The following is a 23,284-nucleotide window of genomic DNA, read 5'->3' as shown; positions in this document are numbered from 1 at the left end:
TGCAAGAAAATATCCGCAAAAATAAAAAGGTCATTATCTATTATTAAAATTACCGTCATACTTTTAGTTTAAAAATGATTGATTTTATAGGTTAATCAAAAAAGATGTTTATTTTTACCTACTTACATAATATAAGTAAGAGTTTACAGTTATTTATTTAGACTAAAAATACCAGCATTGAAAAGACCTTCTAAAGCGATATTAATAATTCTAAGTTTTACTTTATTGGTTGCAAGTTGCTCCAGAAAAAAGGACAAATTTATCAACCGAAACGTTCATGCCGTTACGACAGAGTTTAATACGCTTTATAATGGCTATATTGCTTTAGAGGAAGGAAGGCAAAGTCTTATAGATGGATATACCGATGATTACTGGGATGTCTTACCTATAGAGCGCATGCAAATATTCGATGAGGTTGTGCTTCCGGGTCAGTCTAAAAACGAAAGTTTCACTAAAGCAGAAGAGAAAGCTGTAAAAGCGATTCAGAAGCATAGTATGAATATTGATGGGAAAGAAAAAAACCCACAAATGGATGAAGCTTACCTGTTATTAGGAAAATCCAGATATTTCGATCAGCGTTTTATACCAGCCTTAGAAGCGTTCAATTATATTCTTTACAAATATCCAGCAAGCGATAAGATAAATCAAGCAAAAGTTTGGCGTGAGAAAACCAACATTCGTTTAGATAATGACGATCTGGCTATTGTAAATCTAAAACGTCTTTTATTCCAAGAGGACTTAGAGGGACAAGATTTGGCAGATGCTACATCTATGTTGGCTCAAGCATTTTTAAACACAAAATATATTGATAGCGCGATAACGCAATTGGAAATAGCATCTAATGCTACTAAAAGTAATGATGAACGCGGACGTTACCGTTTTATACAAGGACAATTATATAATAAATTAGGTAAAAAAGATAGTGCTAACATGGTATTCGATAAGGTTATTGAACTTAACCGAAAAACACCTAGGATTTATATGATAAGTGCTCATATTGAAAAAATTAAAAATTTCGATTACGAGAATGGTAACAAATTAGAGATTACAGAATTACTGACCGAACTTGAGGAAAATAGAGAAAACAGGCCTTTTTTAGATAAAATTTATCACCAAATAGCATCTTACAATTTAAACAATGGTTCAGATACTCTGGCAACCATTTATTACAACAAATCGTTACGCACGAATTCTAGAGATAAAAAGCTAAAAGCAAGGAATTACGAAATTCTTGGAAATATGAATTTTGATAAGTCCCTTTATAAAGACGCAGGAGCTTATTACGATAGTACCATGGCAAATCTGGTATTAAACTCGAAGCCATACCGTGTTATTAAACGCAAACGTGATAACCTTGAAGATGTTATTCATTACGAAGGCATAGCAAAAGTTAACGATAGTGTTTTAAGACTTGTAAATTTATCAGAAGCAGATAGAGTGTCGTATTTTGAGTCACTCATCGAGAAGCTAAAAATTAAAGCCGAAGAAGAAGAGGAAAAAAGGAAACGAGAAGAAGCGGCAAAACGTAATTCAGGATTAGCAACAGTCAATAACCAAATAGGAAGTAAAAAATCTCAAGGAGGTGTAAATCAAGAAGCCATATTTTATTTTTATAACCCCACCACCGTAGCATTTGGCAAAAACGAATTTGTAAAAGTTTGGGGCGATAGAGTGTTAGAAGATGATTGGAGATGGTCTAGTAAAGTAAATTCCGGAGTAATTGGCAGCGATGTAAATGATAACCCTTTGGTTACAGCCTCTGAAGAGGAATTATATGATCCTCAATTTTACATATCAAAAATCCCTACAGAAGCAAAAGAAATAGATAGTATCTCTAAAGAGCGTAACTATGCATATTATCAGTTAGGCTTGATTTATAAAGAAAAGTTTAGAGAATACGAATTAGCTAAAAGCAAATTTCAAGACCTGCTTAAAAGCAATCCCGAAGAGCGATTTATATTACCGTCTAAATACAATCTGTACAAGATTTATGAAGCCTTGGGCGAAAGCGATGAGGCAACAATAGCTAAGAATGAGATTATTGACAAATATCCTAATTCCAGATATGCGACTATTTTAAGTAATCCAGAGCAGGCATCAGATCGAGATGAAAATAGCCCGGAAAGTTTATACGAAGCGCTTTATGTAAAACATGAAAATCAGGAATATGCAGAGGTGATTTCTAAATGCGAAGAGTATATAAACCTTTTCGATGGTGATGCTATTGTGCCAAAATTTGAATTGTTAAAAGCTACGGCCATAGGAAGGTTGCATGGTTACGAAGCTTATAGTAAGGCTATTAATTACGTAGGTGTTACCTATGCTAATACAGAAGAAGGTATACAGGCGCAAAATATTGAAGCCAATATTTTATCTAAACTTACAAATAAGGATTTTATATTGGACGAAGATATAACTACCGATTATAAAATCTTTTATAAGTTTGAAAATCCAGATATGGAAGAGTTACAAGGCTTTAAAAAGACTTTAGATGAAGTTTTGGAAAATATAAAATATTATGACCTAAAATCTTCAATCGATGTGTACAACTCAAATACAGTTTTGGTGGTTGTACACGATTTAAAAAATGCTGAAGTAGCAAAAGCATTCGATCAGTTAATTGAAGAAGAAGATGAACAAAAAATAAAAGAACCATATTTTGCAATAGCATCTGCAAACTATCAAATTGTTCAGATTCATAAAAACCTTGATGCGTATTTGAATAAAGACAACCATTAATAATTAATAGCAATATGTTCTCTGATAATAAAAAAGAAAAACAAATGGTAGAAGGAAAACCAAGTCAAAACATTGTATCTCAAGGCACCAAAATGGTTGGTGACTTAACTAGTGAAGGCGATTTTAGAATCGACGGAATAATAGAAGGAAATATTAAAACTTCAGGAAAAGTAGTTGTTGGTAAAACAGGTTTCGTTAAAGGAACTTTAAACGGAACAGATGCCTATTTTGAAGGTAAGTTTTCTGGAAAATTAGAGCTTTCAGGTACATTAACATTAAAAACATCTGCTTATGTTGAAGGCGAAGTAGTTGCTGGTAAATTAGCTGTAGAGCCTGGAGCTACTTTTAACGTAACTTGCGTTATGAAAGGCACCGTAAAAGAAATGAATAAAGGTGGACAACAACAAAAAAGACCAGAAGCCGAAAAAACAGCTTAAAAATGCTGCCATCCTTACAGGAATAGGTTTGCAAATGGGTATTACTATTTACCTGTTTGTTCTTCTGGGTAAGTGGCTTGATACAAATTATAATGATGGTGAGAAGCTATACATTATAATTATGACCCTTTTAGGGGTTGCCATTTCGTTGTACGCAGTTCTTAAACAGGTCAATAGAATTAAATATTGATGAGTAACCCGTTTTTTAATTTTACAGTAAAAGCCAATATCGTTTTTATAGCAATTTTTGGTGTTCACTTAGGAGTATTACGTCTTTTAGACCTTCCGCTTTTCGAAAATAAAATCGTATTATCTTATGTAGTAAACCTCGTTTTAATCATAGTGATTTTTGGGGTGCTTTATCTACTTAGAAAAAAATATAAAAGCCAGTTAGGGTTTTTATTTTTAGCAGGAAGTGTGTTAAAATTTGCAGTCTTTTTTGTGGTGTTTTATCCTTTATATAAATTAGATGGTACAATCTCTAAACTAGAGTTTGCATCCTTTTTTGTGCCCTATGCTTTCGGTTTAATTTTAGAATCTGTAAGTTTAAGTAAATGGTTGAATAAACTGGAGTAAAGACTATAACCTTTTCGTTATAACGATGCTTTAAAATAAAAGAGCAAAATTATTTTTGTTTTTGATTTAAAAACATACCTTTGCACCGATTTTTAAGCCACTATTATTTAGAGTGATATGCGAAGAAAAATATCTTTAAAACCAATTACATTATTACTGCTTTTAGTAACCTTTACTTCTTTTGGTAAAGAACAAGAAGGTCACGGTGAACAAAAAACCGATAAGAAAACAGAAATAAAGGAATATATTCAGCACCATTTACAAGATTCTTACGATTTTGGTTTGTATTCCTATACAACCGATGAAGGAGAACATAAACACATCGGATTTCCGTTACCAGTTATTTTATGGGATAATGGATTAAAGGTTTTTTCTTCTTCTAAATTCCATCATGGTGAAACAGTTGCCGAAGTAGACGGTAATTTTTACAAACAACATCACGGAAAAATATATAAAGTAGATGGCGCTAATGGAGAAATCGTTTTAGACGATCAACACCATGCCACGAATGAAAAGCCATTGGATTTTTCATTCACGAAAAACGTATTCATGATTTTTGTGGTATTCTTAATCATGTTCTTTATGTTTAGCAGAATGGCTAAAGCATATAAAAAGAATAATGGTATGCCAAAAGGAATGGGGCGTTTATTAGAGCCTATCGTGCTTTATATTCGTGATGATATTGCACGTCCAAACATTGGAGAAAAGCATTATAAGAAATACATGAGTTATTTGTTAACGGTCTTTTTCTTTATTTGGATTGTTAATCTGTTCGGTTTAACACCGCTAGGAGTTAATGTAACGAACAATATAGCCGTAACATTTTGTTTAGCTATCGTTACGTATTTAATCACGACATTTTCAGGAAAGAAAGATTACTGGAAACACATCTTTTGGATGCCAGGCGTGCCAGTACCAATGAAAATTATACTAGCTCCAATAGAATTATTGGGAACTATAATAAAACCATTCTCATTAATGATTCGTTTGTATGCAAATATTACAGCAGGGCATATCGTATTAATGAGTTTAATTGGAATGATGTTTATTTTTAAGAACTGGCTTGGTAGTCCATTGTCATTCTTACTAGCATTTGTATTGGGTATATTAGAACTGTTAGTAGCAGCACTACAAGCCTATATATTTACAATGCTATCCGCTTTATATTTTGGAGCAGCTGTTGAAGAGCACGATCATCATTAATTAAGTTGGTAGTGTTTGAGCGTTTCGCACAAATTGTTGACGAAATGTGGTTACCGAGTGTAGCCGAATTAAAATTGAATGTTTAATTTTTAATTATATATATATTATGGAAATTCCAGCTATCGTAGGAGCAGGTTTAGTAGTAATTGGAGCAGGAATCGGGATCGGAAGGATCGGTGGTTCAGCTATGGAAGCAATTGCACGTCAACCAGAAGCTACAGGAAAAATTCAAACGGCTATGCTTATTGCTGCAGCCTTAATTGAAGGTATTGGATTTGCTGCGTTATTCGCAGTATAATTATCAAAATCAAAAAAGAAACAGTTATAACGGTTGGTTATAACTGTTCTTTTAAAATTAAACAGAAGTTATTTTTTAGAAATATATATAAACTATTATGGAAAAGTTACTTGATCAGTTTTCATTAGGACTGTTTTTTTGGATGGCAATTCTTTTCGTTGCATTAATTTTCTTATTGAGAAAATTTGCATGGAAACCTATTTTAGATGCTGTAAATGATAGAGAAGAAGGAATTAAAAATGCATTGGATTCTGCTGAAAAGGCAAAATTAGAAATGGAAAACCTTCAAGCTGATAATCAAAAATTATTAAAAGAAGCCAGAGCTGAAAGAGAGGCTATGTTAAAGGAAGCACGTGATATCAAGAATAAAATGATTGAAGATGCTAAAGGAGAAGCTCAAGATCAAGCTAATAAAATGATTCAACAAGCACAAGCAGCTATCGAAAGCGAGAAGAAAGCAGCAATGGCTGAGCTTAAAAATCACATGGCAGATTTATCTTTAAATATTGCTGAGAAAGTAGTGCGTAATGAATTATCTAACAAAGACAAGCAATTAGAGTTGGTTGAAACTATGTTAGGTGAAAAATCATTAACAGGAGTATAATGGCAGGAACAAGAGCAGCAATACGTTACGCAAAAGCAGTATTAAGTTTAGCATCAGATCAAAAATCGGCAGAAGCCGTAAATAATGATATGAAGCTAATAGCTAATACTATTGCAGAAAGCAAAGACTTAAGCGAGACGCTTCAAAGTCCTGTGATTAGTCCTTCAGTAAAAAAAGCAGTTGTATTAGAGGTTTTTAAAAAATCAGATAAAACAACTCTAAGCTTAGTAGATATTTTAATCAGTAATAACAGAATTGATATTTTAGGGCATGTAGCGTTAAAATATAATCAGTTATTTGATCAATCGAAAGGTATAGAGCTAGCAACAGTTACAACAGCCGTTGCATTAACAGCAGATTTAGAGAAAAAAGTTCTGGTAAAAGCCAAAGAACTTACAGGTAAAAATGTTGAGATAGAAAACATTGTAGATGAAAGCATTTTAGGTGGTTTCATTTTACGTATAGGAGATATTCAATACGACGCAAGTATTGCAAATCAACTTAACAAATTAAAAAGAGAATTTACATTAAATTAAACTTGCCCAGAGCTTGTCGAAGGGTAGAAATAAATAACTAAGATGGCAGAAGTAAAACCAGCTGAAATATCAGCAATCTTAAAACAACAACTTTCAGGTTTTGAAGCAGGCGCTTCATTAGATGAGGTAGGAACAGTATTAACAGTAGGTGATGGTATTGTACGTGCTTACGGATTAGCTAACGCTCAATATGGTGAGTTAGTAGAGTTCGATGGTGGATTAGAAGGTATTGTACTTAACCTTGAAGAAGATAATGTAGGTATTGTATTATTAGGTGCTTCTGTAGGAGTTAGAGAAGGATCTACTGTAAAGCGTACAGGACGTATCGCTTCTATTAATGTTGGAGAAGGTATTGTTGGACGTGTTGTAGATACTTTAGGAAATCCAATTGATGGTAAAGGACCTATCTCTGGAGAGACTTACGAAATGCCTCTAGAGCGTAAAGCTCCTGGTGTTATTTTCCGTGAGCCAGTAACAGAACCATTACAAACAGGTATTAAATCTATCGATGCGATGATTCCTGTAGGTCGTGGACAACGTGAGTTGGTTATTGGTGATCGTCAAACTGGTAAAACAACAGTTTGTATTGATACCATCTTAAATCAAAAAGAATTTTACGATGCAGGTGAGCCTGTATACTGTATATATGTTGCCGTAGGTCAAAAAGCATCTACAGTAGCAAACATTGCTAAAACATTAGAAGATAAAGGAGCTCTTGCTTACACTACTATTGTTGCAGCAAACGCATCAGATCCTGCTCCAATGCAGGTATACGCTCCAATGGCAGGTGCTGCAATTGGTGAGTATTTTAGAGATACTGGTCGTCCAGCTTTAATCATTTATGATGATTTATCTAAACAAGCGGTAGCATACCGTGAGGTATCTTTATTATTACGTCGTCCACCAGGACGTGAGGCGTATCCAGGTGACGTTTTCTACTTACACTCAAGATTATTAGAGCGTTCTGCTAAGGTGATCAACGATGATAGTATTGCTAAAGATATGAACGATCTTCCTGAGTCATTAAAACCGATAGTAAAAGGTGGAGGTTCTTTAACAGCACTACCGATTATTGAAACACAAGCAGGTGACGTATCGGCATATATTCCAACAAACGTAATTTCTATTACAGACGGACAAATATTCTTAGAGTCAGATTTATTTAACTCTGGTGTACGTCCTGCAATTAACGTAGGTATTTCAGTATCGCGTGTTGGTGGTAATGCACAGATTAAATCAATGAAGAAAGTAGCAGGTACGTTAAAGTTAGACCAAGCACAGTTCCGTGAACTAGAAGCATTCGCTAAGTTTGGTTCCGATCTAGATGCAGCAACTTTAAACGTAATTGAAAAAGGTAAACGTAACGTTGAGATCTTAAAACAAGCTCAAAACGATCCTTTTACTGTTGAAGATCAAGTTGCTATTATTTATGCAGGATCTAAAAACTTGTTAAAAGATGTTCCTGTAGAGAAAGTAAAAGAATTCGAAAGAGATTTCATTGAATTCTTAAACGCTAAGCATAGAGGTATTTTAGATACTTTAAAGTCAGGAAAATTAACTGATGAAGTTACAGATACATTAGCTGCTGTAGCAAAGGATTTATCAGGTAAATACAATTAAACCCCTCCCGCCCTCCTCAAAAGGGAGGAGTAATCAGGAGGATCTAAAATATTAAGTACAATTAATAAAAATCCCTTCCCTTTGGGGAGGTTAGGTGGGGCCAATGGCAAACTTAAAAGAAATACGTAACAGAATATCATCGGTATCTTCAACGATGCAGATTACCAGTGCCATGAAAATGGTATCTGCTGCAAAGTTAAAGAAGGCCCAAGATGCTATTACGGCAATGCGTCCTTATGCAGATAAGTTAACAGAGCTTTTACAAAGCTTGAGTGCAACTTTAGATGCAGATTCAGGAAGTAAATTTGCAACGCAGCGTGAAGTTAAAAACGTATTAATTGTTCCTATTACCTCTAACAGAGGTTTATGTGGTGCTTTTAATTCGAACATTATTAAGGAAACACAAAATTTAATTGATAATGTTTATGCAGATAAAAATGTATCTATTGTAGCAATAGGAAAGAAAACTAATGATGCTTTTGTTAAACAAGACAGAGTAATTGCTAATAAAAGTGACGTTTTTGACGATTTAACCTTCGATAATGTTGCAGCAATTGCCGAGCTATTAATGGATAAATTTGTTTCGGGTGAGTTTGATAAAATCGAAATCATTTACAATAAGTTTAAAAATGCAGCCACTCAAATTGTAATGACCGAGCAGTTTTTACCAATTGTTCCTGTTGAAGGTGATACGAATAGTAATGCAGATTACATTTTTGAGCCAGCTAAGGCAGAGATTGTTGAGCAGCTAATACCAAAATCCTTAAAAACACAATTATACAAAGGCGTTAGAGATTCATTTGCAAGTGAGCACGGTGCTCGTATGACTGCGATGCATAAAGCTACAGATAACGCAACAGAGTTGAGAGATCAACTTAAATTAACATATAATAAGGCACGTCAGGCAGCTATTACTAACGAAATCCTTGAGATCGTTGGAGGTGCTGAGGCTTTAAATAATTAAAAAGACAACGTTTGACCCTCGAGCAATCGAAGGGTTTTAATAAAAAGCCTCTCAAGTTTTGCGAGGCTTTTTTTATGGCATCAATTTTGAAATCATATATTTATAACTATTATTGCCTAGTTAAATTTAATAATAGTAACCGTTAGAAGCAATCTAGTCTTTGTTCTTAAGTTATAATAACAAAGCAGTCTTACGTCTTTTGTAAAATTAAACTTTAAAAAATAAACCATTGAAGAATATATTGAACTCATTATTGTTTTTGTTAATCGTTATAGGTTTTTCACAATGTGCAAGCACTCAAAAGTTAGAAGATAAATTACCTTTAGAAATAGATAATGTATACTACCAACATTGGACTTCTGGAGTAGAAGGTGGAGGTTCAGGCTACAATCTCTTCATTCCAATAAAATCAAACCCTAATGATATTATGTTGGATAGTCTTTATTTTAAAGAGCAGCAAGTAAAGTTGGAACTTAAGGGAGAGACTGTTTTTGTAGGGCGCTTTAAATCTGAAGCTAACAAAAAACAAGATATTATTATGAGTAGTAATCGATTGGAGGAATATAAAAATGAAGTTCCTAAACTCACTAAAAAGATGCCTTTCGAATTAAACGATACAGAATGCGTTGTTACATATAAAAAAGGTAATAAGACCAAGTATCACAAAATTCCTAATATTACCCAAAAAGCATCGGAAAAGCGTCTTAATATGCCATTTAATAAGCAATAACTTATCTTTTGGTTTACATGAGCTAAAAACGTATTTTTAGCAGATTAAAAAAACCAGGCATTGAGCGCACTTAAATCATTATTTAAGCAAACATTTATTTACGGATTAGCAACTGTGCTTCCCAGAATGTTGAGCTTTTTATTAGTGCCGCTTTATACTTCAGAAGGCGTGTTGTCTTCCGTGGCAGAGTATGGAGAAGTATCAGTTATCTTTTCATACTTTGTATTATTCAATGTTGTTTTAGCCTATGGTATGGAAACCGCCTTTTTTAGATTCTTCAATAAAGAGGGTGATAAAAGTAGTGTATTAGGCACCTCAACAATTTCTTTAATAACCTCATCCGTTGGCTTTTTTGCATTGGCTTTAATTTGTCAAAATCAAATAGCATCATTTATAGATATTGATGTAAAATATATTAATCTGGTTATATGGATTTTGTTGTTGGACGCTCTGGTTATTGTTCCTTTTGCATGGCTAAGAGCAACGCAAAGACCTATGCGTTATGCAATAATTAAAATTTTAAATGTAGTCATTAACCTAGGGTTGAATCTATTCTTCTTACTGGCATTAAAAGACCTAGCAGATAGTGATTCAATATTTAAAAGTATTTACAGACCAAACTTTGAAATCAGTTATATTTTTATAGCCAATTTAGGGGCAAGTGCAGTAACCCTAATACTCATGCTTCCTTTTTATGCTAAGATTAAGTATGTATTCAATTCGGAACTATGGAAAAAAATGATGCGCTATGCGCTCCCTGTTTTAATTGCAGGAATTGCCTTTTCGATTAACGAAACCTTCGATCGTATTTTATTAGATTATCTGCTTCCCGAAGATATAGCTAAAACCCATATAGGTATGTATTCAGCCTGCTATAAGCTGGCTTTATTTATGACCTTGTTCGCTACGGCTTATAGGCTTGGTATTGAACCTTTCTTTTTTAGTCATGCCAACACCGAAAACCCTCAAAAGAATTATGCCAAAATACTAGAGTTTTTCGTGGCATTTGGGGCTATTATTTTACTTGGCGTAGTTGTTTTTGTAGATGTTTTAAAACCAATTATTGTAAGAAGTGAAGCTTATTGGGAAGCCATATGGGTTGTTCCAATTATTTTGTTGGCTAATTTCTGTTTAGGTATTTATCATAATTTATCTGTTTGGTATAAGATAACCGACAGAACAAAATTTGGAGCCTACATTTCAATTATTGGAGCAGTAGTAACTCTAGTCATCAATTTTCTATTTATTAAGAGCTATAGTTACAAAGCATCGGCTGTAGCCACGCTTGTCGCTTATGCAACAATGATGTTATTGTCTTACTATTTTGGAAGAAAGTATTATCCCATTCCTTACAACCTTAGAAAAATTGGACTTTATCTAGTACTTTCAGTAGGGTTATCATGGCTGTCATTCTATCAATTTAGAGGCAATTATATAATGGGTATATCAATGTTAATTGTATTTTTGGGCTTTGTTTATATTTCCGAAAGAAATCAAATAAAACAATTATTAAAACGATAACATGCAAATTAAAATAATAAACAAATCAAGTCATAACTTGCCACATTATGAGACCATAGCGTCGGCCGGGATGGATTTAAGAGCAAATATTACAGAACCAATTACGTTAAAGCCTTTAGAGCGTACCATAGTTAAAACAGGTTTGTTTATAGAGCTTCCTATTGGGTTTGAAGCTCAAGTACGCCCACGTAGCGGACTGGCAGCAAAAAAGGGAATTACAGTTTTAAATGCTCCGGGAACAGTGGATGCCGATTATAGAGGCGAAATTGGCGTGATTCTGGTGAATCTTTCAAACGAAGATTTTACTATTGAAGATGGCGAACGTGTTGCACAATTGGTTATAGCTAAGCACGAACGCGCTGAATGGATTGCTGTTGAAGAATTATCTGAAACGTCTAGAGGTGAAGGTGGTTTTGGTAGTACGGGAGTGAAGTGATTGACGAATTACGATTAACGATTTTTGAATAAAAAGAAGTTGTATTAAACCGTATAAACAACTTTACAAATAAACGAATCAACTTTAAAAATGAAAATAATAGTACCAATGGCAGGGCGAGGCTCTCGTTTACGTCCGCACAGTTTAACAGTTCCAAAACCATTAATTCCGGTAGCAGGGCAACCCATAGTTCATAGATTAGTAAAAGATATTGCCAAAGTTTTAAAGCAACCTATAGAAGAAATAGCGTTTGTTTTAGGAGATCCAGCTTGGTTTGGTGACGATGTGGTGTCTAGTTTACAAGATTTAGCAAAAAGTTTGGGAGCTAAAGCTTCTATCTACCGTCAAGATCAACCACTGGGAACGGGTCATGCCATTATGTGTGCAAAACCATCTCTGTCTGGACCTGCTGTAATAGCATATGCAGATACATTAATTAGAGCTGAATTTGATTTAGACCCAATGGCAGATAGTGTTATTTGGACAAAACAAGTTGAAAACCCAGAAGCTTACGGTGTTGTTAAATTAAATGAAAACCAAGAGATTGTAGAGCTTGTTGAAAAACCAGAGACCTTTGTAAGCGATCAAGCCGTTATCGGAATTTATTATTTTAAAGATGTAGCTGTTTTAAAAGGCAAGCTACAAGAAATACTAGATGAAAATGTTATGAACGGAGGCGAATACCAAATTAATGACGGTATTAAGCGTATGATGGCAGAAGGGAAAGTTTTTAAAACGGGAACAGTTGATGAATGGATGGATTGTGGTAATAAAGCCATAACCATTGAAACTAATGAAAGGATGTTAGGCTTTTTAAAAGCAGATGGACAAGAGCAATTAGTTTCGGCTTCGGCAAAACTGGATAATTCAACAATTATAGAGCCTTGTTTTATTGGTGAAAATGTTGTTCTTAAAGATAGTACCATTGGCCCACATGTGTCTATAGGAAATAATACAGTTATTGAAAATTCAAGTGTTAAGAATAGCTTAATTCAAACAAATACAACAATTAAAAACGCTAATTTAGATGACGCTATGATTGGTAATCATGTTAAATATGATGGAAATTACACGTCGGTTAGTATTGGTGACTATTCAGTATTAGAATAATTCATGCATTCCCCTCGCAGAAGGGAATCCCATTAGTTAATTTTCGGAATAACTTTTGTTATTTCATCTATATAATACTTTTTTGAAACCAATTGGTCATGTCGAACAGAGTGAGACATCACATAATAAAATGAAAAATAAAATCTACATACTATTTTTAATCTTTGGAATGTTACTATATCCACAGTTAAACTATGCCCAAGTAGATTTTAATAAAAAACCGGACGACGACCTTGGCAATGTAGAAGACAAGTTTCAGGAACTTTTTTACGAAGCCTTAAAACAAAAAGGTATTGAAAATTACGACAGATCGGTTGAAGCGCTTCTTAAATGTATAGAATTAGATAATTCTGTACCAGTTCTATATTTCGAATTAGGAAAAAACTATTACAAGCTTAAAAATTTTAATGCTGCAGAAGAAGCCTTAAAAAAGGCAGTTAGTAAAGACCCAGACAACGAGTGGTTTTTAGATGCCTTGTACGGATTCTATACTTCGCAAAACGAAATCGGTAAAGCCTTAAAAACGGTTAAGCAACTTGTTAAGTACCATCCTGACTATAAAGAGGATTTAGCATCACTTTACCTAAGAGCTGAAGAGTATGATGAAGCTTTAAAGCTTTTAGACGAATTAGATTCAAAATTTGGAATTTCGAAAGCTCGTGACAGGATGCGTAACCAAATTTATGAAGAAACTGGGCGAAAAAATGACCAAATAAAGAATCTTGAAGAACGGGTGGAGAGTCATCCTGACAAAGAATCTAATTATTTAGCCCTGATTTTCCGCTATAGCGAAAACAACGAAAAGGAAAAAGCATTTCAAACCGCTAAGGAACTTCTAAAAATCAATCCGAATTCGCAACTAGTACATTTAGCTTTGTATAAGTTTTATTTAGATGATAACAATGCTGAAAAAGCTATCGAGTCGATGAAAATTGTTGTTAACAGTAACGAGATAAAACCAGATACCAAACTTAAAGTATTAACAGATTTTGTAAAGTTTGTTGGTAATAACCCGCAATACGAAGCAGATCTGGTAGAAGCTACAGCGATGGTTAGCAGCAATAATAATAGTAAAACGCTCATCGAATTAGGACAGTACTATTTAGCAAAGAAGAATAAAGAAAAGGCGTTAGAATATTTTGAGGCTGCATTAAAATTAGAAACAAATAATTTTGGGGTATTACGTAATGTACTGTTGTTATATATAGATTTACAGAAGTATAATTTGGCAGAAGAAAAAAGTAACGAAGCGTTTCAAAAGTATCCAGCCCAACCTATTTTCTATTTAATAAATGGTGTTGCGTTAAATCAATTAAATCAACCAAAAAAGGCAATTGAAGCTTTAGAAATGGGACTAGATTATATTATTGATGATACCAAGATGGAAGCAGATTTTTACAACCAGCTAAGTAAGGCATATACCCTATTAAACAATACCACTAAAGCAAAAACGTTTAGTGATAAAGCAAAACAATTAGAAAGTTCGAATTAATGAAAATACGCTCTCAACTTACTTTAGTCTTTTTAATACTATTGGTATGTAATTGCAAGTCATCAAAAACAATAGTAGAAGGTGAAGCCAACTATAAACTTTCTACAAAGCAATTAATAAAGGAAAATGCGAAAAAAGCACCAGACTTTAAAACACTTAAGTCTACGCTTAAAATAACCTATACACAAAGAGGAGACTCACAAACACATTCGGTAAGTTTTAGAGCTAAAAAGAATGAAGCCTTATGGATTAGCGCTACTTTTTCGATAGTAAAAGCCCTAGTTACACCAGAAAAAGTTAGTTTTTATAATAAACTGGACAACACCTATTTTGATGGTGATTATAAGTATTTAAGTGATTTGCTGGGTACTGAATTGGATTTTCAAAAAGTTCAAAATCTATTGCTGGGAGAAACAATATTTAATTTAAAAGATGGTACCTATAAAGGGTCTGTTAATGATGGTTCATATGTTCTTCAACCAAAGAGACAACGTGAGCTTTTCGAGATATTCTTTTTATTGGATCCGTCGCATTTTAAAGTTAAGTCGCAACAAATATCGCAGCCAAAGGAGTTTAGGCATTTACAGATCGATTACTTATCGTATCAGGATGTTGAAAAACAGTTTCTGCCACAAAAAATAAAAGTGATTGCAGTGGAGGCTAACCAAGAAACTATTATAAATTTAGAGTTTAAAAACATTACTTTAAATGAGGATTTACGATTTCCTTTTAAGATACCCTCTGGTTTTAAAGAAATAAAACTTTAATGCTAAATATAACATTTTCATACAGGGCAGTTTTTTTTCTAGCTCTTTTGCTATGTAGTTCTTTTGTGTTTTCCCAGAATAACAAGCAAAAGGAGTTGGAAACCCGACGAAAGGAATTACGCAGGGAAATACAGAGAATAAATGAATTGCGTGCCGAAAACAAGTCAAAGGAAAAATCGCAGATATCGTTAATAGAAGATTTCAATCATAAGATAAATGTTTTATCTAACTTGATTAAAGTTACCAATCAGCAAGCAAATTTACTAACCCGCAAAATTAATTCGAACCAAAAGAAAATCTCAACTTTAAGAAGCGAATTAAGCCAATTAAAGGAAGATTATGCTGCCATGGTAGTCAAGTCTTATAAAAGCAAGAACAAGCAAAGCAGGATCATGTTTTTGCTGTCTTCAGACGATTTTAAGCAAGCCTATAAGCGGTTACAGTATATAAAACAGTATTCAGATCATCAAAAACAACAAGGAGAAACCATAAAGTCTAAGGCACTGGAATTACAGGATATTAATAAAGACCTGCAAAATCAAAAAGAAGACAAAAAACGGTTAATCGCAGAGAACAGGGAGATTCAGAAATCTTTGGAATCTGAGCGTAAAGAGCATGAGGCTCTTATGAAGACCATTAAAAGAAACTTATCATTATATGCTTCTCAAATAAGAAAGAAACAGCGAGAAGCCGATAGAATTGATAGAGAGATAGACCGTATTATTAAAGCTGCTATTGCAAAATCCAATAAAAAAGCGGGTAAAGTAACAAGTACAAAAAGTTTTGCGCTTACGGCTGAAGAAAAAGTTTTAGCATCTAATTTTGTAGCGAACAAAGGTAAATTACCCTGGCCGGTTGAAAGAGGGGTAGTAAGATTAGGTTACGGTACACAGCGTCATCCCATTGATAAATCTTTAACAATAAAAAGTAATGGAGTACGAATTGCCACCCAAAAAGGGGCTAAAGTAAGAGCTGTTTTTGATGGTGAGGTGAGCGAAATACTTAAAATGAAAAACGTAAATCCCATCGTAATGATTCGCCATGGAAATTATTTAACATTATACAGAAACCTATCCAATGTTTATGTTAAAAAAGGAGATAAAGTATCCACCAAACAAGTTATAGGAGAGGTTTTTACAAACCCTTCTAACGGCGAAACCATTTTAAGATTTACAATATCTAAAGGAACAAAAACAGAAAATCCAGCTTCTTGGATTTATAAAATGTGATACCTTAAGGTAGAACGTTACATGTGTTTTTATTTTGCTTAAAACTACCCACCAGTTATAAACCATTATATTAAAAATTGCCAGTTTAATATAAGTTTAAGAGTATTCGTTTTTAGATTTAATGATGAATTAGTTTTGTAATCGTAGAGATTAGGTAAACCAAATTCATCTCTTACAATAAAGGATAAATAATTCTTATTGCCTAAATTAAATCTATATCCAAATCCGATTAAAAAACCATAGTCGTATTTTTTTATTCTCGGTTTAGAGAAATAAGCTCCTTTTTCTCCAGTATCTTGTCTTGTAGTTACATGTTCCAGATTAAGAAAATAATTGTAAAATATACCAGCATCTGCTAATATGTTATTACGTTTTCCAATATTATACCTAAGGTTAAGAGGTATATTAAGATAGTTAAATATCGTTTTAGTATCTACAAAAAAATAATCGCCATTTAAATTTATTGTTCTGAAGTTTTCGAATTTCATTATTTTATTATCGTAGTTAATGTTTGATAATAATGACCATTTTTCACTTATAATGTATTCAACGGAAAGTCCAAAAGAATAACTTGTTACTGGACTATATTTGTCATAAACAGAGCCGTTAAAATCAGATAGATTTGCCCCTAAATTTAGTCCGATTTTAAATTTTTTGCCACTATAGTCCTGGGAAAAGGATAGGGTTGTTAAGAACATTAGAAATAGGATGGTAAATTTTGAGTATTTCATTTTTAACTTATTGAGAATCAATTTTTGTTTTCTGCAAGTATAATCTAATAGACCAAATTATAAGGACTTTGTGGGGCGATTTCCAGTGTATGCTATTGTGTTTTTAATTTGTTTATCCAAGATGCAACAATTTCCGATACTATTTTACCAGATGTTTTATGTAAATGATTGCCGTCTGTATAATTAAAATCAGAGTTCCTGTTTGTTAAATCTAAATAGCCACGGGTTAAAGAAACAACTTCTTTTATGTCGTTATCAAAATTAGGCATTAGCTCATTTTCTATCTGCATGATTTTTGGATGAATAGGTAGCCTTACTAAATATACTTCTCCATGTTTTTTTAGGAAAGTAATAGTCTGTTTTAAATAATTAAATCTGGTTTTCGAGAATTGTGCTATAGGCAACATACTTTCTCTGTACATTTTCTCTTTATTTTCTATGTTTAAAATATCAATCGAATCTAAACTAATATTTACTTCAAGCCATCCATCTTTATGCAAAAACATTTTTGATTTTTTGTGCCATATTAAATTATAGTAGTTTTTATTCCAGTTATTTAGTAAATAAACAACATTAGGGTTCATATTAACGATTGGTGTGTTTTCTAGCTCTAGTTTTAATTCTCTAAAAGATGAAGAGTCATTTGGGGTTTTTGTAAAACTGGACAAACTCCAAGGATCTACAGTAACTATGAATGTGCCGTTTTTTGCATGTGAATTAACCTTTTTCTTGATGCTATTTAAGTAAGTAGGTCCAAAAGGACTATGTGCCATGGTAAAGGAATAATTTGAAATATTTTCGTTTAAGGTAGCATTAAATACTTTTGGTTGTAACCCTTGCGCTGCTCTTGAAGTACCTAGAATTAATGAATTTTGCTTTGGAGTAGTAAACCTAATATAAAAAGGATCTGAGTATCCATCTGCCTTTAAACAGATCCACAGGAATATGATTAAAGTAATAGAAGAGAATATTAGAGATTTAATGATGAATTTATTCATGATAAATTAGAATTGGAAGTATATAAACTCTTCAGCTTTGCCTCCGCTAAACATTAGTATCGTAGTAGCTAATATAAGGTATAAAGGATATCTAATAGCTCTAGGGTATCGCATGTTTAAGTTTCCTAAGGCAAATTCTTCATGGCGTCCTAACCATTCAAAAACTATAAAGAATAGCGTTGTGAAAAATAAGATTTTAGGTCTGATTTCTGGAATTGAAAAAAGAGAGCTAGAAAATATTTCTGAAAAAATATTGAACGCATGTGTTATGTTTTCGGCTCTAAAAAAAATCCAAGCTAAAACCGTTAACCCAAATGTAATTAGCATGAAGAATAACTCTTTGATACTTGGTAAATATTTACCTTGAGCTACAATATCTAAATTATTTCTGTTGTTATTTGTTAAAATAATGGGTAAAAAATATAGAGCATTTAAAGTACCCCAGATTATAAATGTCCAATTCGCTCCGTGCCAAAACCCACTTACAATAAAAATGATAAATACATTCCTGATTGTATTCCACGATCCTCCCCGACTACCGCCCAAAGGAATATAAAGGTAATCTCTAAACCAGGTGGAAAGTGATATATGCCAACGTCTCCAAAACTCTGCAATATCTCTCGAAAAGTATGGAAAAGCAAAATTTTGCTTTAAGTTAAACCCAAATAGGCGTGAAGTACCTATGGCTATATCTGAATAGCCCGAAAAATCGCCATAAATTTGAAACGCAAAAAATACGGCTCCAAGAACCAGTGTGCTACCAGAATATTGAGAAGAACTGTTGAAAATTATATTAGCGTATTGAGCACATGTGTCGGCAATTACTATTTTTTTAAATAAACCCCAAAGTATCTGTTGCATACCATCGACTGCTTTCGAGTAGTCGAATTTTCGCTTTTTATAGAATTGAGGTAGTAAATTTGTGGCTCGTTCAATTGGTCCAGCAACTAATTGAGGAAAGAAACTAACAAATGCTGAGAATGAAATAAAATCTCTAGTTGGTTCAAGTTTTCTTTTGTAAACATCTATTGAATAACTTAAGGTTTGAAACGTATAAAAACTAATCCCAACTGGTAAAATAATGTTTAAAGAGCTTGTTTTTATTTCTGTTCCAAAAAGTGAAAATGCTGTCACAAAATTATCAAGGAAGAAATTATAATACTTAAAAAAACCTAAAAACCCAAGATTTACTAAAATACTTACCCAAAGAAGCGTTTTTCTTTTGGTTGGATTTTCTTGTTTTGATAAACTAACACCAACGGAATAATCTATTATAGTGCTAAAAAGTATTAAAGCTAAAAATCGCCAATCCCACCAGCCATAAAAGGTATAACTTGCTACTACGATTAATAAGTTTTGTAGTTTTAAGTTCTTGTTAGTTACAAACCAATAAAGAATAAAAATGATGGGTAAGAATATAGCAAAGTCTATAGAGTTAAAAAGCATTCTTTTATTCTGGTTTTTTGATATCTAATTTTTTCATAACCTCTTGTTATCTAAATCACATAACCTCCATAAAGGAGTGTTTATTTTTATGTAAAAATCAAATATAAGATAAAGAGGTGTAACTTCAGATCAATTAAAAAATCAGAATAAAAGGATATATTTATAAAATAAGGCAGGGATTTTTGTTTTCTGTATTGCTCAAAGGATATCTTTCACTATAGCCATCTGTTATAACGGACTGTTAGGGGTTAAGCCGTAAATATGAGTTTGAGTACAGTCGAAGATCTATGAAACCCAAGATTTACTGATCTTCGACTGTACTCAAAATAATATGACAACAGAAAAGCACTTATTTCTTCCAATTTTGAAGTCGGTCAATGTATAAATAACTTTCTATAAATTCCCTATGCTCAGTACTGGTCATTTTTTCTACTAAATTTAGAGCAGAAATATAGCTGGTCAAGTTTCCGTTCGAGGAGCTAAATTTTCCGTCTTCAACAAAAGTTACCAAACTATCATTTTGAACTTTTAAATTTGGGTATTCCTTCTGCAGTTGTTTTCCTCCTCCAATATAGGTGACTATTTTATGTCCATCTGCAATCCCAGATTGACCTATAAGCTGAGCCCCGGCACAATTGCTTACTATGTATTTAGTTTCGTTGTTTTTCTTTTTAATAAAATCTACCATTTGCTCATTATGCACCTGTGCGTACATATCGTAACCACTAGGAACAAATAAGGCGGTTAATTTTGGACAGTTCTTAAAAGTGTAATCGGGAACAAATCGCATACCTTCTTCGGTTGTGATGGGTTTTTCCGTTTCTGCTATAGTTATTACATTAAAAATTTGTTTCATGTTTTTGTCTGGTTTTGCAAAAACATCCGATGTAGCTATAACTTCTCCTTGCAAAACACCATTAAACATAAGAAGCCCTATTGTCGGTAACTCCGGTTTAAATGGTTTTAAGTGTTTTGTTAGCGTGTCCGATTGTGCTGCTACTTGATTAATAGTCTCATTATTGCTGCTGGTTTTTGATTTCTCGGTATTACAGCTAATAAAAATAGAGACTAGAAAAAGTGTTGTTATAATGCTTAAATGTTTCATAGTTTATTTATCCTTTATTTAATGTAAAACAAAGTTGATAAAATCAATTGTAGAAAAAATTAAGCTGGTTTAAGAAAGTTACTTTCTTTTAATCTCGCTCAAATACTCTGGAGTTAAGCCAAGAAAACTTGCTAAAAGGTATTGTGGTACACGTTGCACAAATTCCGGAAAATTATCCCGAAACATTAAAAACATATCTTCTTTAGAAAGGCTGTTCATATATTTTATACGCATTAATGCAGCACCATAAGCCGTTTCGTAAATGTTTCTAAAATATTTTTCCATTTTAGGGAATGTATCTAATAGCTCTTGATATTTTGAAAAAGAGATTGATAGAACCTCTGAATTTTCGACTGTTTCTATATAGAAATTGGATGGTTGTTGGTTTTGAAATGCTAAAAAATCGGTTAGCCACCAATTCTCTATGGCAAATTGTGAGGTTTTTGGGTTACTCAAACCATCAATAAAATATAATTGCAAACATCCTTTTATAACAAAAAATAGCTTGTCGCAACGTTTTTCTGCATGGAGTAGTGTGTCTTTTTTATTGAAAGAATGATAATCGAAAAAGCGCGCAATTTCAGATAATTCTTTTTCTGAAAGGATTAAATAAGATTTAATATGGTTTATTAAAATACTTTCAGCCATTTGTTTTAGTATGCTCAAATAAATATAAAAATATCTTTAGAGAGGAATGGCATTTCTCCAAACAAATAGATGTTAAAAATTGTGTAGTACTCGTTTCAAACGAGCATCAGTAGGAAGAATTTTTAGATTTTATCGTTTTTATTCATTCTTCTTCTTCAATATTTTTGAATCCTGAAACATGAGATAATACTGCCTTCCATTTCCCTTCTCTTTTTACAAGTACATTGCTCGATTGGTAAATTGATTTTACTGAATCTTTTAAAATATGACCTGTTCCACAAATAACTGCAGTTCCATTATCTAAAATTTCAAATCTCTTTATTTCATAATTGAAAGAATCGTTATTTGTAGAATTTTTTTTAATCCAATCTAATTCATCTTTCTTACTATACCAATTTCCTGAATGGTCTATCATTTTAAAATCTTCTCCCAAAATTCTATCTAAGAGCAAAGTGTCTTGTTCTGCATATGCTTTAGGCCATTCAACTTCTTTTAAATACCGTAAGACTTCCTTGTCTTTGTCGGTTATCAATTTAGTATTGCTGTTATTTGCTTTACCACATCCAACAATAAAAATTAATGTTGAAAAAGCTAATAGTTTAAGAATTGTTTTATTCATTTTTATTTTTTGTATTTATTCATCGGTATATACAATCAAATCAAGTTAATAATCTAAAATTAACTGTTTGTGTTCGCTAATTTCAAAAAGTAAGGTAGTAGTTAAAAAGATTATCTATTTAAAAATTATCTTTTTTTGATTCGAAATCTAATAGTTCCTTAGGATTGACATTTAAGCCATTAGAAATTTTAATTAAAGTGCGAAAAGTAATATTCGTTTTTCCTTTTTCGATTTTACTAAAATCACTTGGGTCAATATCGCATAAAGCATCTATCTCTTCGAGAGTATAATTTTTACTTTCTCTAAGCTCTTTCACTCTTTTACCAAAAGCGATTAAAAATTTATTTAATGCGTCATCAACGTCCATTACTCTATTTTGAGTGAAATTGGTATTAATTTGAAAAATCTCTTTGGGGATATACACCCAAATCATGAATTTTTATTATATTAGTCTCCAATAACATATATTTGCGATTCTTCGTACATAAAATATTAGAAGCTATCGCTTTGAGTCTCTGAATTGAAAACTGGTACTTTTTATAGCGAGACGATAAGCAGATTGGCTCACGTACCCGGGCGTGGGCTCTCTTATCGCTATAAGGTATACCAGTACCTCAATTCAGGTAAGTTGAGTTCCACGCCTTTTTGTTTTCATGCATTATGGGCATAAGTGCTGAATTCATTTCAGCACCTGTTGAATGTTAACTCCAACTTATAATTTTTGAATCTTATAAAAACGTTAAAGTTCTATGGAAAAAACAGAAGCCTATATATCGCCTGATGATATTGTGTTACCTCCTTATACTACTATAGTCAAATTGATGGCACTGTTAAACCAATCTGGTTTAGCAGATAACGTTGTAAAGCATTGCATAACGGGGCTAAAAGTTATTATCGTTATTCGTATTAATAAGAGTTATAATAACGGAACAGATCTTTTGGCAAGAAAAGAATTTGATGAGTTCTACGATAAATTTCCTGCTTTATATTTTAATAACAGGGACTCCATTTCCCCAATTATGATTGTTGAAAATATTCACCAATGTATTAAAGCAGATAAAATAATTTGTGTTGATAGTAAGAGCCAAAAAAGCATCTCGAATTGAGATGCTTTTGGCTCTTCCATTCCAGCCTTTCGACTTTAGTTTATGCTGAACATAGTCAAAGTACTCAAAATGGACTAAGGCAGGATGAAGCTTACACTCTTACAAGAACATAACCTCTTCTAGTTTTTCTATAGTGGTTTCCGTTCCAGAAATAATAACGTTTACCTCTTACATTAACAATTTTGTAGTGTTTTGGCGCTGTTTTTACAACGGTTACTCTGTTTGGTTTTGTAACAACGTGCGTGCGAGTAGCGCAAGATGTTAAACTCATGGTGCACAACGCGAAAAATAAAATAATTAAATGTCTCATAGCTTTTTTAGATTTGATTTTACTATAAGACTTGCTAAAAAATAAAAGGTTTAATCCAA

26 protein-coding genes are annotated in these 23,284 nt (G+C 32.8%); 18 read left to right on the top strand and 8 right to left on the bottom strand.

Annotated features, from left to right (window positions below; all coding sequences use genetic code 11):
* Positions 1–177: 177 nt before the first annotated feature.
* From porW to C1H87_RS11750, 17 genes are all read left to right on the top strand, one after another.
* Entirely contained in the window at positions 178–2,739 is a 2,562-nt protein-coding gene (gene porW / locus C1H87_RS11830) for a type IX secretion system periplasmic lipoprotein PorW/SprE (protein ID WP_102756015.1), read from the top strand.
* 14 nt (positions 2,740–2,753) lie between these two features.
* A complete protein-coding gene (locus tag C1H87_RS11825; RefSeq protein WP_102756014.1) occupies positions 2,754–3,176 on the top strand; it encodes a bactofilin family protein in 423 nt (140 codons plus the stop codon).
* Complete coding sequence (locus tag C1H87_RS11820) at positions 3,133–3,366, top strand: AtpZ/AtpI family protein (protein WP_262497873.1); 234 nt, start codon at positions 3,133–3,135, stop codon at positions 3,364–3,366. Before C1H87_RS11825 ends, C1H87_RS11820 begins: the two co-directional genes overlap by 44 nt.
* Entirely contained in the window at positions 3,366–3,752 is a 387-nt protein-coding gene (locus C1H87_RS11815) for a hypothetical protein (protein ID WP_102756012.1), read from the top strand. The genes C1H87_RS11820 and C1H87_RS11815 overlap by 1 nt, the downstream gene beginning before the upstream one ends.
* Positions 3,753–3,869: 117 nt before the next feature.
* Positions 3,870–4,955, top strand: a complete 1,086-nt coding sequence (atpB, locus tag C1H87_RS11810) for a F0F1 ATP synthase subunit A (protein ID WP_102756011.1) — start codon at positions 3,870–3,872, stop codon at positions 4,953–4,955.
* A gap of 106 nt (positions 4,956–5,061) precedes the next feature.
* Positions 5,062–5,253 carry an ATP synthase F0 subunit C gene (atpE, locus tag C1H87_RS11805; RefSeq protein ID WP_102756010.1) on the top strand — a complete coding sequence of 64 codons (192 nt, stop codon included), beginning with the start codon at positions 5,062–5,064 and terminating at the stop codon, positions 5,251–5,253.
* Between the two features lie 97 nt (positions 5,254–5,350).
* The gene (locus C1H87_RS11800; RefSeq protein ID WP_102756009.1) at positions 5,351–5,857 is read left to right on the top strand and encodes a F0F1 ATP synthase subunit B; all 507 of its coding nucleotides are present in this window, start codon (positions 5,351–5,353) and stop codon (positions 5,855–5,857) included.
* On the top strand, positions 5,857–6,393 hold the full coding sequence (gene atpH, locus C1H87_RS11795; RefSeq protein WP_102756008.1) for an ATP synthase F1 subunit delta: 537 nt from the start codon (positions 5,857–5,859) through the stop codon (positions 6,391–6,393). Before C1H87_RS11800 ends, atpH begins: the two co-directional genes overlap by 1 nt.
* Before the next feature lie 42 nt (positions 6,394–6,435).
* Positions 6,436–8,013, top strand: coding sequence for a F0F1 ATP synthase subunit alpha (gene atpA, locus C1H87_RS11790; protein ID WP_102756007.1), 1,578 nt, complete (start codon positions 6,436–6,438; stop codon positions 8,011–8,013).
* Positions 8,014–8,116: 103 nt separating this feature from the next.
* On the top strand, positions 8,117–8,977 hold the full coding sequence (atpG, locus tag C1H87_RS11785; protein ID WP_102756006.1) for an ATP synthase F1 subunit gamma: 861 nt from the start codon (positions 8,117–8,119) through the stop codon (positions 8,975–8,977).
* Positions 8,978–9,206: 229 nt separating this feature from the next.
* Positions 9,207–9,707 (top strand): hypothetical protein, encoded by a 501-nt coding sequence (locus C1H87_RS11780; protein WP_158655205.1) that lies wholly within the window; start codon positions 9,207–9,209, stop codon positions 9,705–9,707.
* Positions 9,708–9,767: 60 nt separating this feature from the next.
* On the top strand, positions 9,768–11,228 hold the full coding sequence (locus C1H87_RS11775; protein WP_102756004.1) for an oligosaccharide flippase family protein: 1,461 nt from the start codon (positions 9,768–9,770) through the stop codon (positions 11,226–11,228).
* Between the two features lies 1 nt (position 11,229).
* Positions 11,230–11,664 (top strand): dUTP diphosphatase, encoded by a 435-nt coding sequence (dut, locus tag C1H87_RS11770; protein WP_102756003.1) that lies wholly within the window; start codon positions 11,230–11,232, stop codon positions 11,662–11,664.
* A 90-nt stretch (positions 11,665–11,754) separates the two neighbouring features.
* Positions 11,755–12,774: a sugar phosphate nucleotidyltransferase gene (locus C1H87_RS11765; RefSeq protein ID WP_102756002.1), complete on the top strand. Its 1,020-nt coding sequence runs from the start codon at positions 11,755–11,757 to the stop codon at positions 12,772–12,774.
* A gap of 130 nt (positions 12,775–12,904) precedes the next feature.
* Positions 12,905–14,266, top strand: coding sequence for a tetratricopeptide repeat protein (locus tag C1H87_RS11760; protein ID WP_102756001.1), 1,362 nt, complete (start codon positions 12,905–12,907; stop codon positions 14,264–14,266).
* Complete coding sequence (locus tag C1H87_RS11755) at positions 14,266–15,033, top strand: DUF4292 domain-containing protein (RefSeq protein ID WP_102756000.1); 768 nt, start codon at positions 14,266–14,268, stop codon at positions 15,031–15,033. The genes C1H87_RS11760 and C1H87_RS11755 overlap by 1 nt, the downstream gene beginning before the upstream one ends.
* Complete coding sequence (locus C1H87_RS11750; RefSeq protein ID WP_102755999.1) at positions 15,033–16,262, top strand: murein hydrolase activator EnvC family protein; 1,230 nt, start codon at positions 15,033–15,035, stop codon at positions 16,260–16,262. The genes C1H87_RS11755 and C1H87_RS11750 overlap by 1 nt, the downstream gene beginning before the upstream one ends.
* Positions 16,263–16,327: 65 nt before the next feature.
* Here the strand turns inward: C1H87_RS11750 and C1H87_RS11745 are convergent, their stop codons facing one another.
* From C1H87_RS11745 to C1H87_RS11715, 7 genes are all read right to left on the bottom strand, one after another.
* Positions 16,328–16,993 carry an outer membrane beta-barrel protein gene (locus tag C1H87_RS11745; protein WP_102755998.1) on the bottom strand — a complete coding sequence of 222 codons (666 nt, stop codon included), beginning with the start codon at positions 16,991–16,993 and terminating at the stop codon, positions 16,328–16,330.
* A 92-nt stretch (positions 16,994–17,085) separates the two neighbouring features.
* Positions 17,086–17,991, bottom strand: a complete 906-nt coding sequence (locus C1H87_RS11740) for a hypothetical protein (protein ID WP_102755997.1) — start codon at positions 17,989–17,991, stop codon at positions 17,086–17,088.
* Positions 17,992–17,997: 6 nt separating this feature from the next.
* On the bottom strand, positions 17,998–19,437 hold the full coding sequence (locus tag C1H87_RS11735) for an MBOAT family O-acyltransferase (protein ID WP_102755996.1): 1,440 nt from the start codon (positions 19,435–19,437) through the stop codon (positions 17,998–18,000).
* 349 nt (positions 19,438–19,786) lie between these two features.
* Positions 19,787–20,542, bottom strand: a complete 756-nt coding sequence (locus C1H87_RS11730; RefSeq protein WP_102755995.1) for a DJ-1/PfpI family protein — start codon at positions 20,540–20,542, stop codon at positions 19,787–19,789.
* A gap of 78 nt (positions 20,543–20,620) precedes the next feature.
* Positions 20,621–21,190: a Crp/Fnr family transcriptional regulator gene (locus C1H87_RS11725; protein ID WP_102755994.1), complete on the bottom strand. Its 570-nt coding sequence runs from the start codon at positions 21,188–21,190 to the stop codon at positions 20,621–20,623.
* 142 nt (positions 21,191–21,332) lie between these two features.
* A complete protein-coding gene (locus C1H87_RS11720) occupies positions 21,333–21,809 on the bottom strand; it encodes a nuclear transport factor 2 family protein (RefSeq protein ID WP_102755993.1) in 477 nt (158 codons plus the stop codon).
* A gap of 118 nt (positions 21,810–21,927) precedes the next feature.
* Positions 21,928–22,242: a helix-turn-helix domain-containing protein gene (locus tag C1H87_RS11715; protein WP_233783102.1), complete on the bottom strand. Its 315-nt coding sequence runs from the start codon at positions 22,240–22,242 to the stop codon at positions 21,928–21,930.
* Positions 22,243–22,558: 316 nt separating this feature from the next.
* Here C1H87_RS11715 and C1H87_RS11710 point away from each other — a divergent pair, with 316 nt between their 5' ends.
* Positions 22,559–22,915, top strand: a complete 357-nt coding sequence (locus C1H87_RS11710; protein ID WP_102755992.1) for a hypothetical protein — start codon at positions 22,559–22,561, stop codon at positions 22,913–22,915.
* Between the two features lie 91 nt (positions 22,916–23,006).
* Here C1H87_RS11710 and C1H87_RS11705 read toward each other — a convergent pair whose 3' ends face one another.
* Positions 23,007–23,225 carry a DUF6515 family protein gene (locus tag C1H87_RS11705; RefSeq protein WP_233783100.1) on the bottom strand — a complete coding sequence of 73 codons (219 nt, stop codon included), beginning with the start codon at positions 23,223–23,225 and terminating at the stop codon, positions 23,007–23,009.
* Positions 23,226–23,284 lie beyond the last annotated feature (59 nt).

Source organism: Flavivirga eckloniae (genome assembly GCF_002886045.1).
GTDB classification, from domain to species: Bacteria; Bacteroidota; Bacteroidia; order Flavobacteriales; family Flavobacteriaceae; genus Flavivirga; species Flavivirga eckloniae.
The sequence above is the reverse complement of the archived record's forward strand: the minus strand, read 5'-3'. Positions and strand labels throughout refer to the sequence as shown.

What these genes read in the sequence shown, in the direction of transcription:
- C1H87_RS11760 (WP_102756001.1), top strand. Translation starts at nt 12,905, where the DNA reads ATGAAAAATAAAATCTACATACTATTTTTAATCTTTGGAATGTTACTA.
- C1H87_RS11740 (WP_102755997.1), bottom strand. Translation starts at nt 17,991, where the DNA reads ATGAATAAATTCATCATTAAATCTCTAATATTCTCTTCTATTACTTTA.
- C1H87_RS11725 (WP_102755994.1), bottom strand. Translation starts at nt 21,190, where the DNA reads ATGGCTGAAAGTATTTTAATAAACCATATTAAATCTTATTTAATCCTT.
- C1H87_RS11710 (WP_102755992.1), top strand. Translation starts at nt 22,559, where the DNA reads ATGGAAAAAACAGAAGCCTATATATCGCCTGATGATATTGTGTTACCT.
- atpG (WP_102756006.1), top strand. Translation starts at nt 8,117, where the DNA reads ATGGCAAACTTAAAAGAAATACGTAACAGAATATCATCGGTATCTTCA.
- atpE (WP_102756010.1), top strand. Translation starts at nt 5,062, where the DNA reads ATGGAAATTCCAGCTATCGTAGGAGCAGGTTTAGTAGTAATTGGAGCA.
- C1H87_RS11800 (WP_102756009.1), top strand. Translation starts at nt 5,351, where the DNA reads ATGGAAAAGTTACTTGATCAGTTTTCATTAGGACTGTTTTTTTGGATG.
- C1H87_RS11715 (WP_233783102.1), bottom strand. Translation starts at nt 22,242, where the DNA reads ATGATTTGGGTGTATATCCCCAAAGAGATTTTTCAAATTAATACCAAT.
- C1H87_RS11735 (WP_102755996.1), bottom strand. Translation starts at nt 19,437, where the DNA reads ATGCTTTTTAACTCTATAGACTTTGCTATATTCTTACCCATCATTTTT.
- C1H87_RS11705 (WP_233783100.1), bottom strand. Translation starts at nt 23,225, where the DNA reads ATGAGACATTTAATTATTTTATTTTTCGCGTTGTGCACCATGAGTTTA.
- C1H87_RS11825 (WP_102756014.1), top strand. Translation starts at nt 2,754, where the DNA reads ATGTTCTCTGATAATAAAAAAGAAAAACAAATGGTAGAAGGAAAACCA.
- C1H87_RS11755 (WP_102756000.1), top strand. Translation starts at nt 14,266, where the DNA reads ATGAAAATACGCTCTCAACTTACTTTAGTCTTTTTAATACTATTGGTA.
- dut (WP_102756003.1), top strand. Translation starts at nt 11,230, where the DNA reads ATGCAAATTAAAATAATAAACAAATCAAGTCATAACTTGCCACATTAT.
- C1H87_RS11720 (WP_102755993.1), bottom strand. Translation starts at nt 21,809, where the DNA reads ATGAATAAAACAATTCTTAAACTATTAGCTTTTTCAACATTAATTTTT.
- atpB (WP_102756011.1), top strand. Translation starts at nt 3,870, where the DNA reads ATGCGAAGAAAAATATCTTTAAAACCAATTACATTATTACTGCTTTTA.
- atpA (WP_102756007.1), top strand. Translation starts at nt 6,436, where the DNA reads ATGGCAGAAGTAAAACCAGCTGAAATATCAGCAATCTTAAAACAACAA.
- atpH (WP_102756008.1), top strand. Translation starts at nt 5,857, where the DNA reads ATGGCAGGAACAAGAGCAGCAATACGTTACGCAAAAGCAGTATTAAGT.
- C1H87_RS11750 (WP_102755999.1), top strand. Translation starts at nt 15,033, where the DNA reads ATGCTAAATATAACATTTTCATACAGGGCAGTTTTTTTTCTAGCTCTT.
- C1H87_RS11815 (WP_102756012.1), top strand. Translation starts at nt 3,366, where the DNA reads ATGAGTAACCCGTTTTTTAATTTTACAGTAAAAGCCAATATCGTTTTT.
- C1H87_RS11765 (WP_102756002.1), top strand. Translation starts at nt 11,755, where the DNA reads ATGAAAATAATAGTACCAATGGCAGGGCGAGGCTCTCGTTTACGTCCG.
- C1H87_RS11745 (WP_102755998.1), bottom strand. Translation starts at nt 16,993, where the DNA reads ATGAAATACTCAAAATTTACCATCCTATTTCTAATGTTCTTAACAACC.
- C1H87_RS11730 (WP_102755995.1), bottom strand. Translation starts at nt 20,542, where the DNA reads ATGAAACATTTAAGCATTATAACAACACTTTTTCTAGTCTCTATTTTT.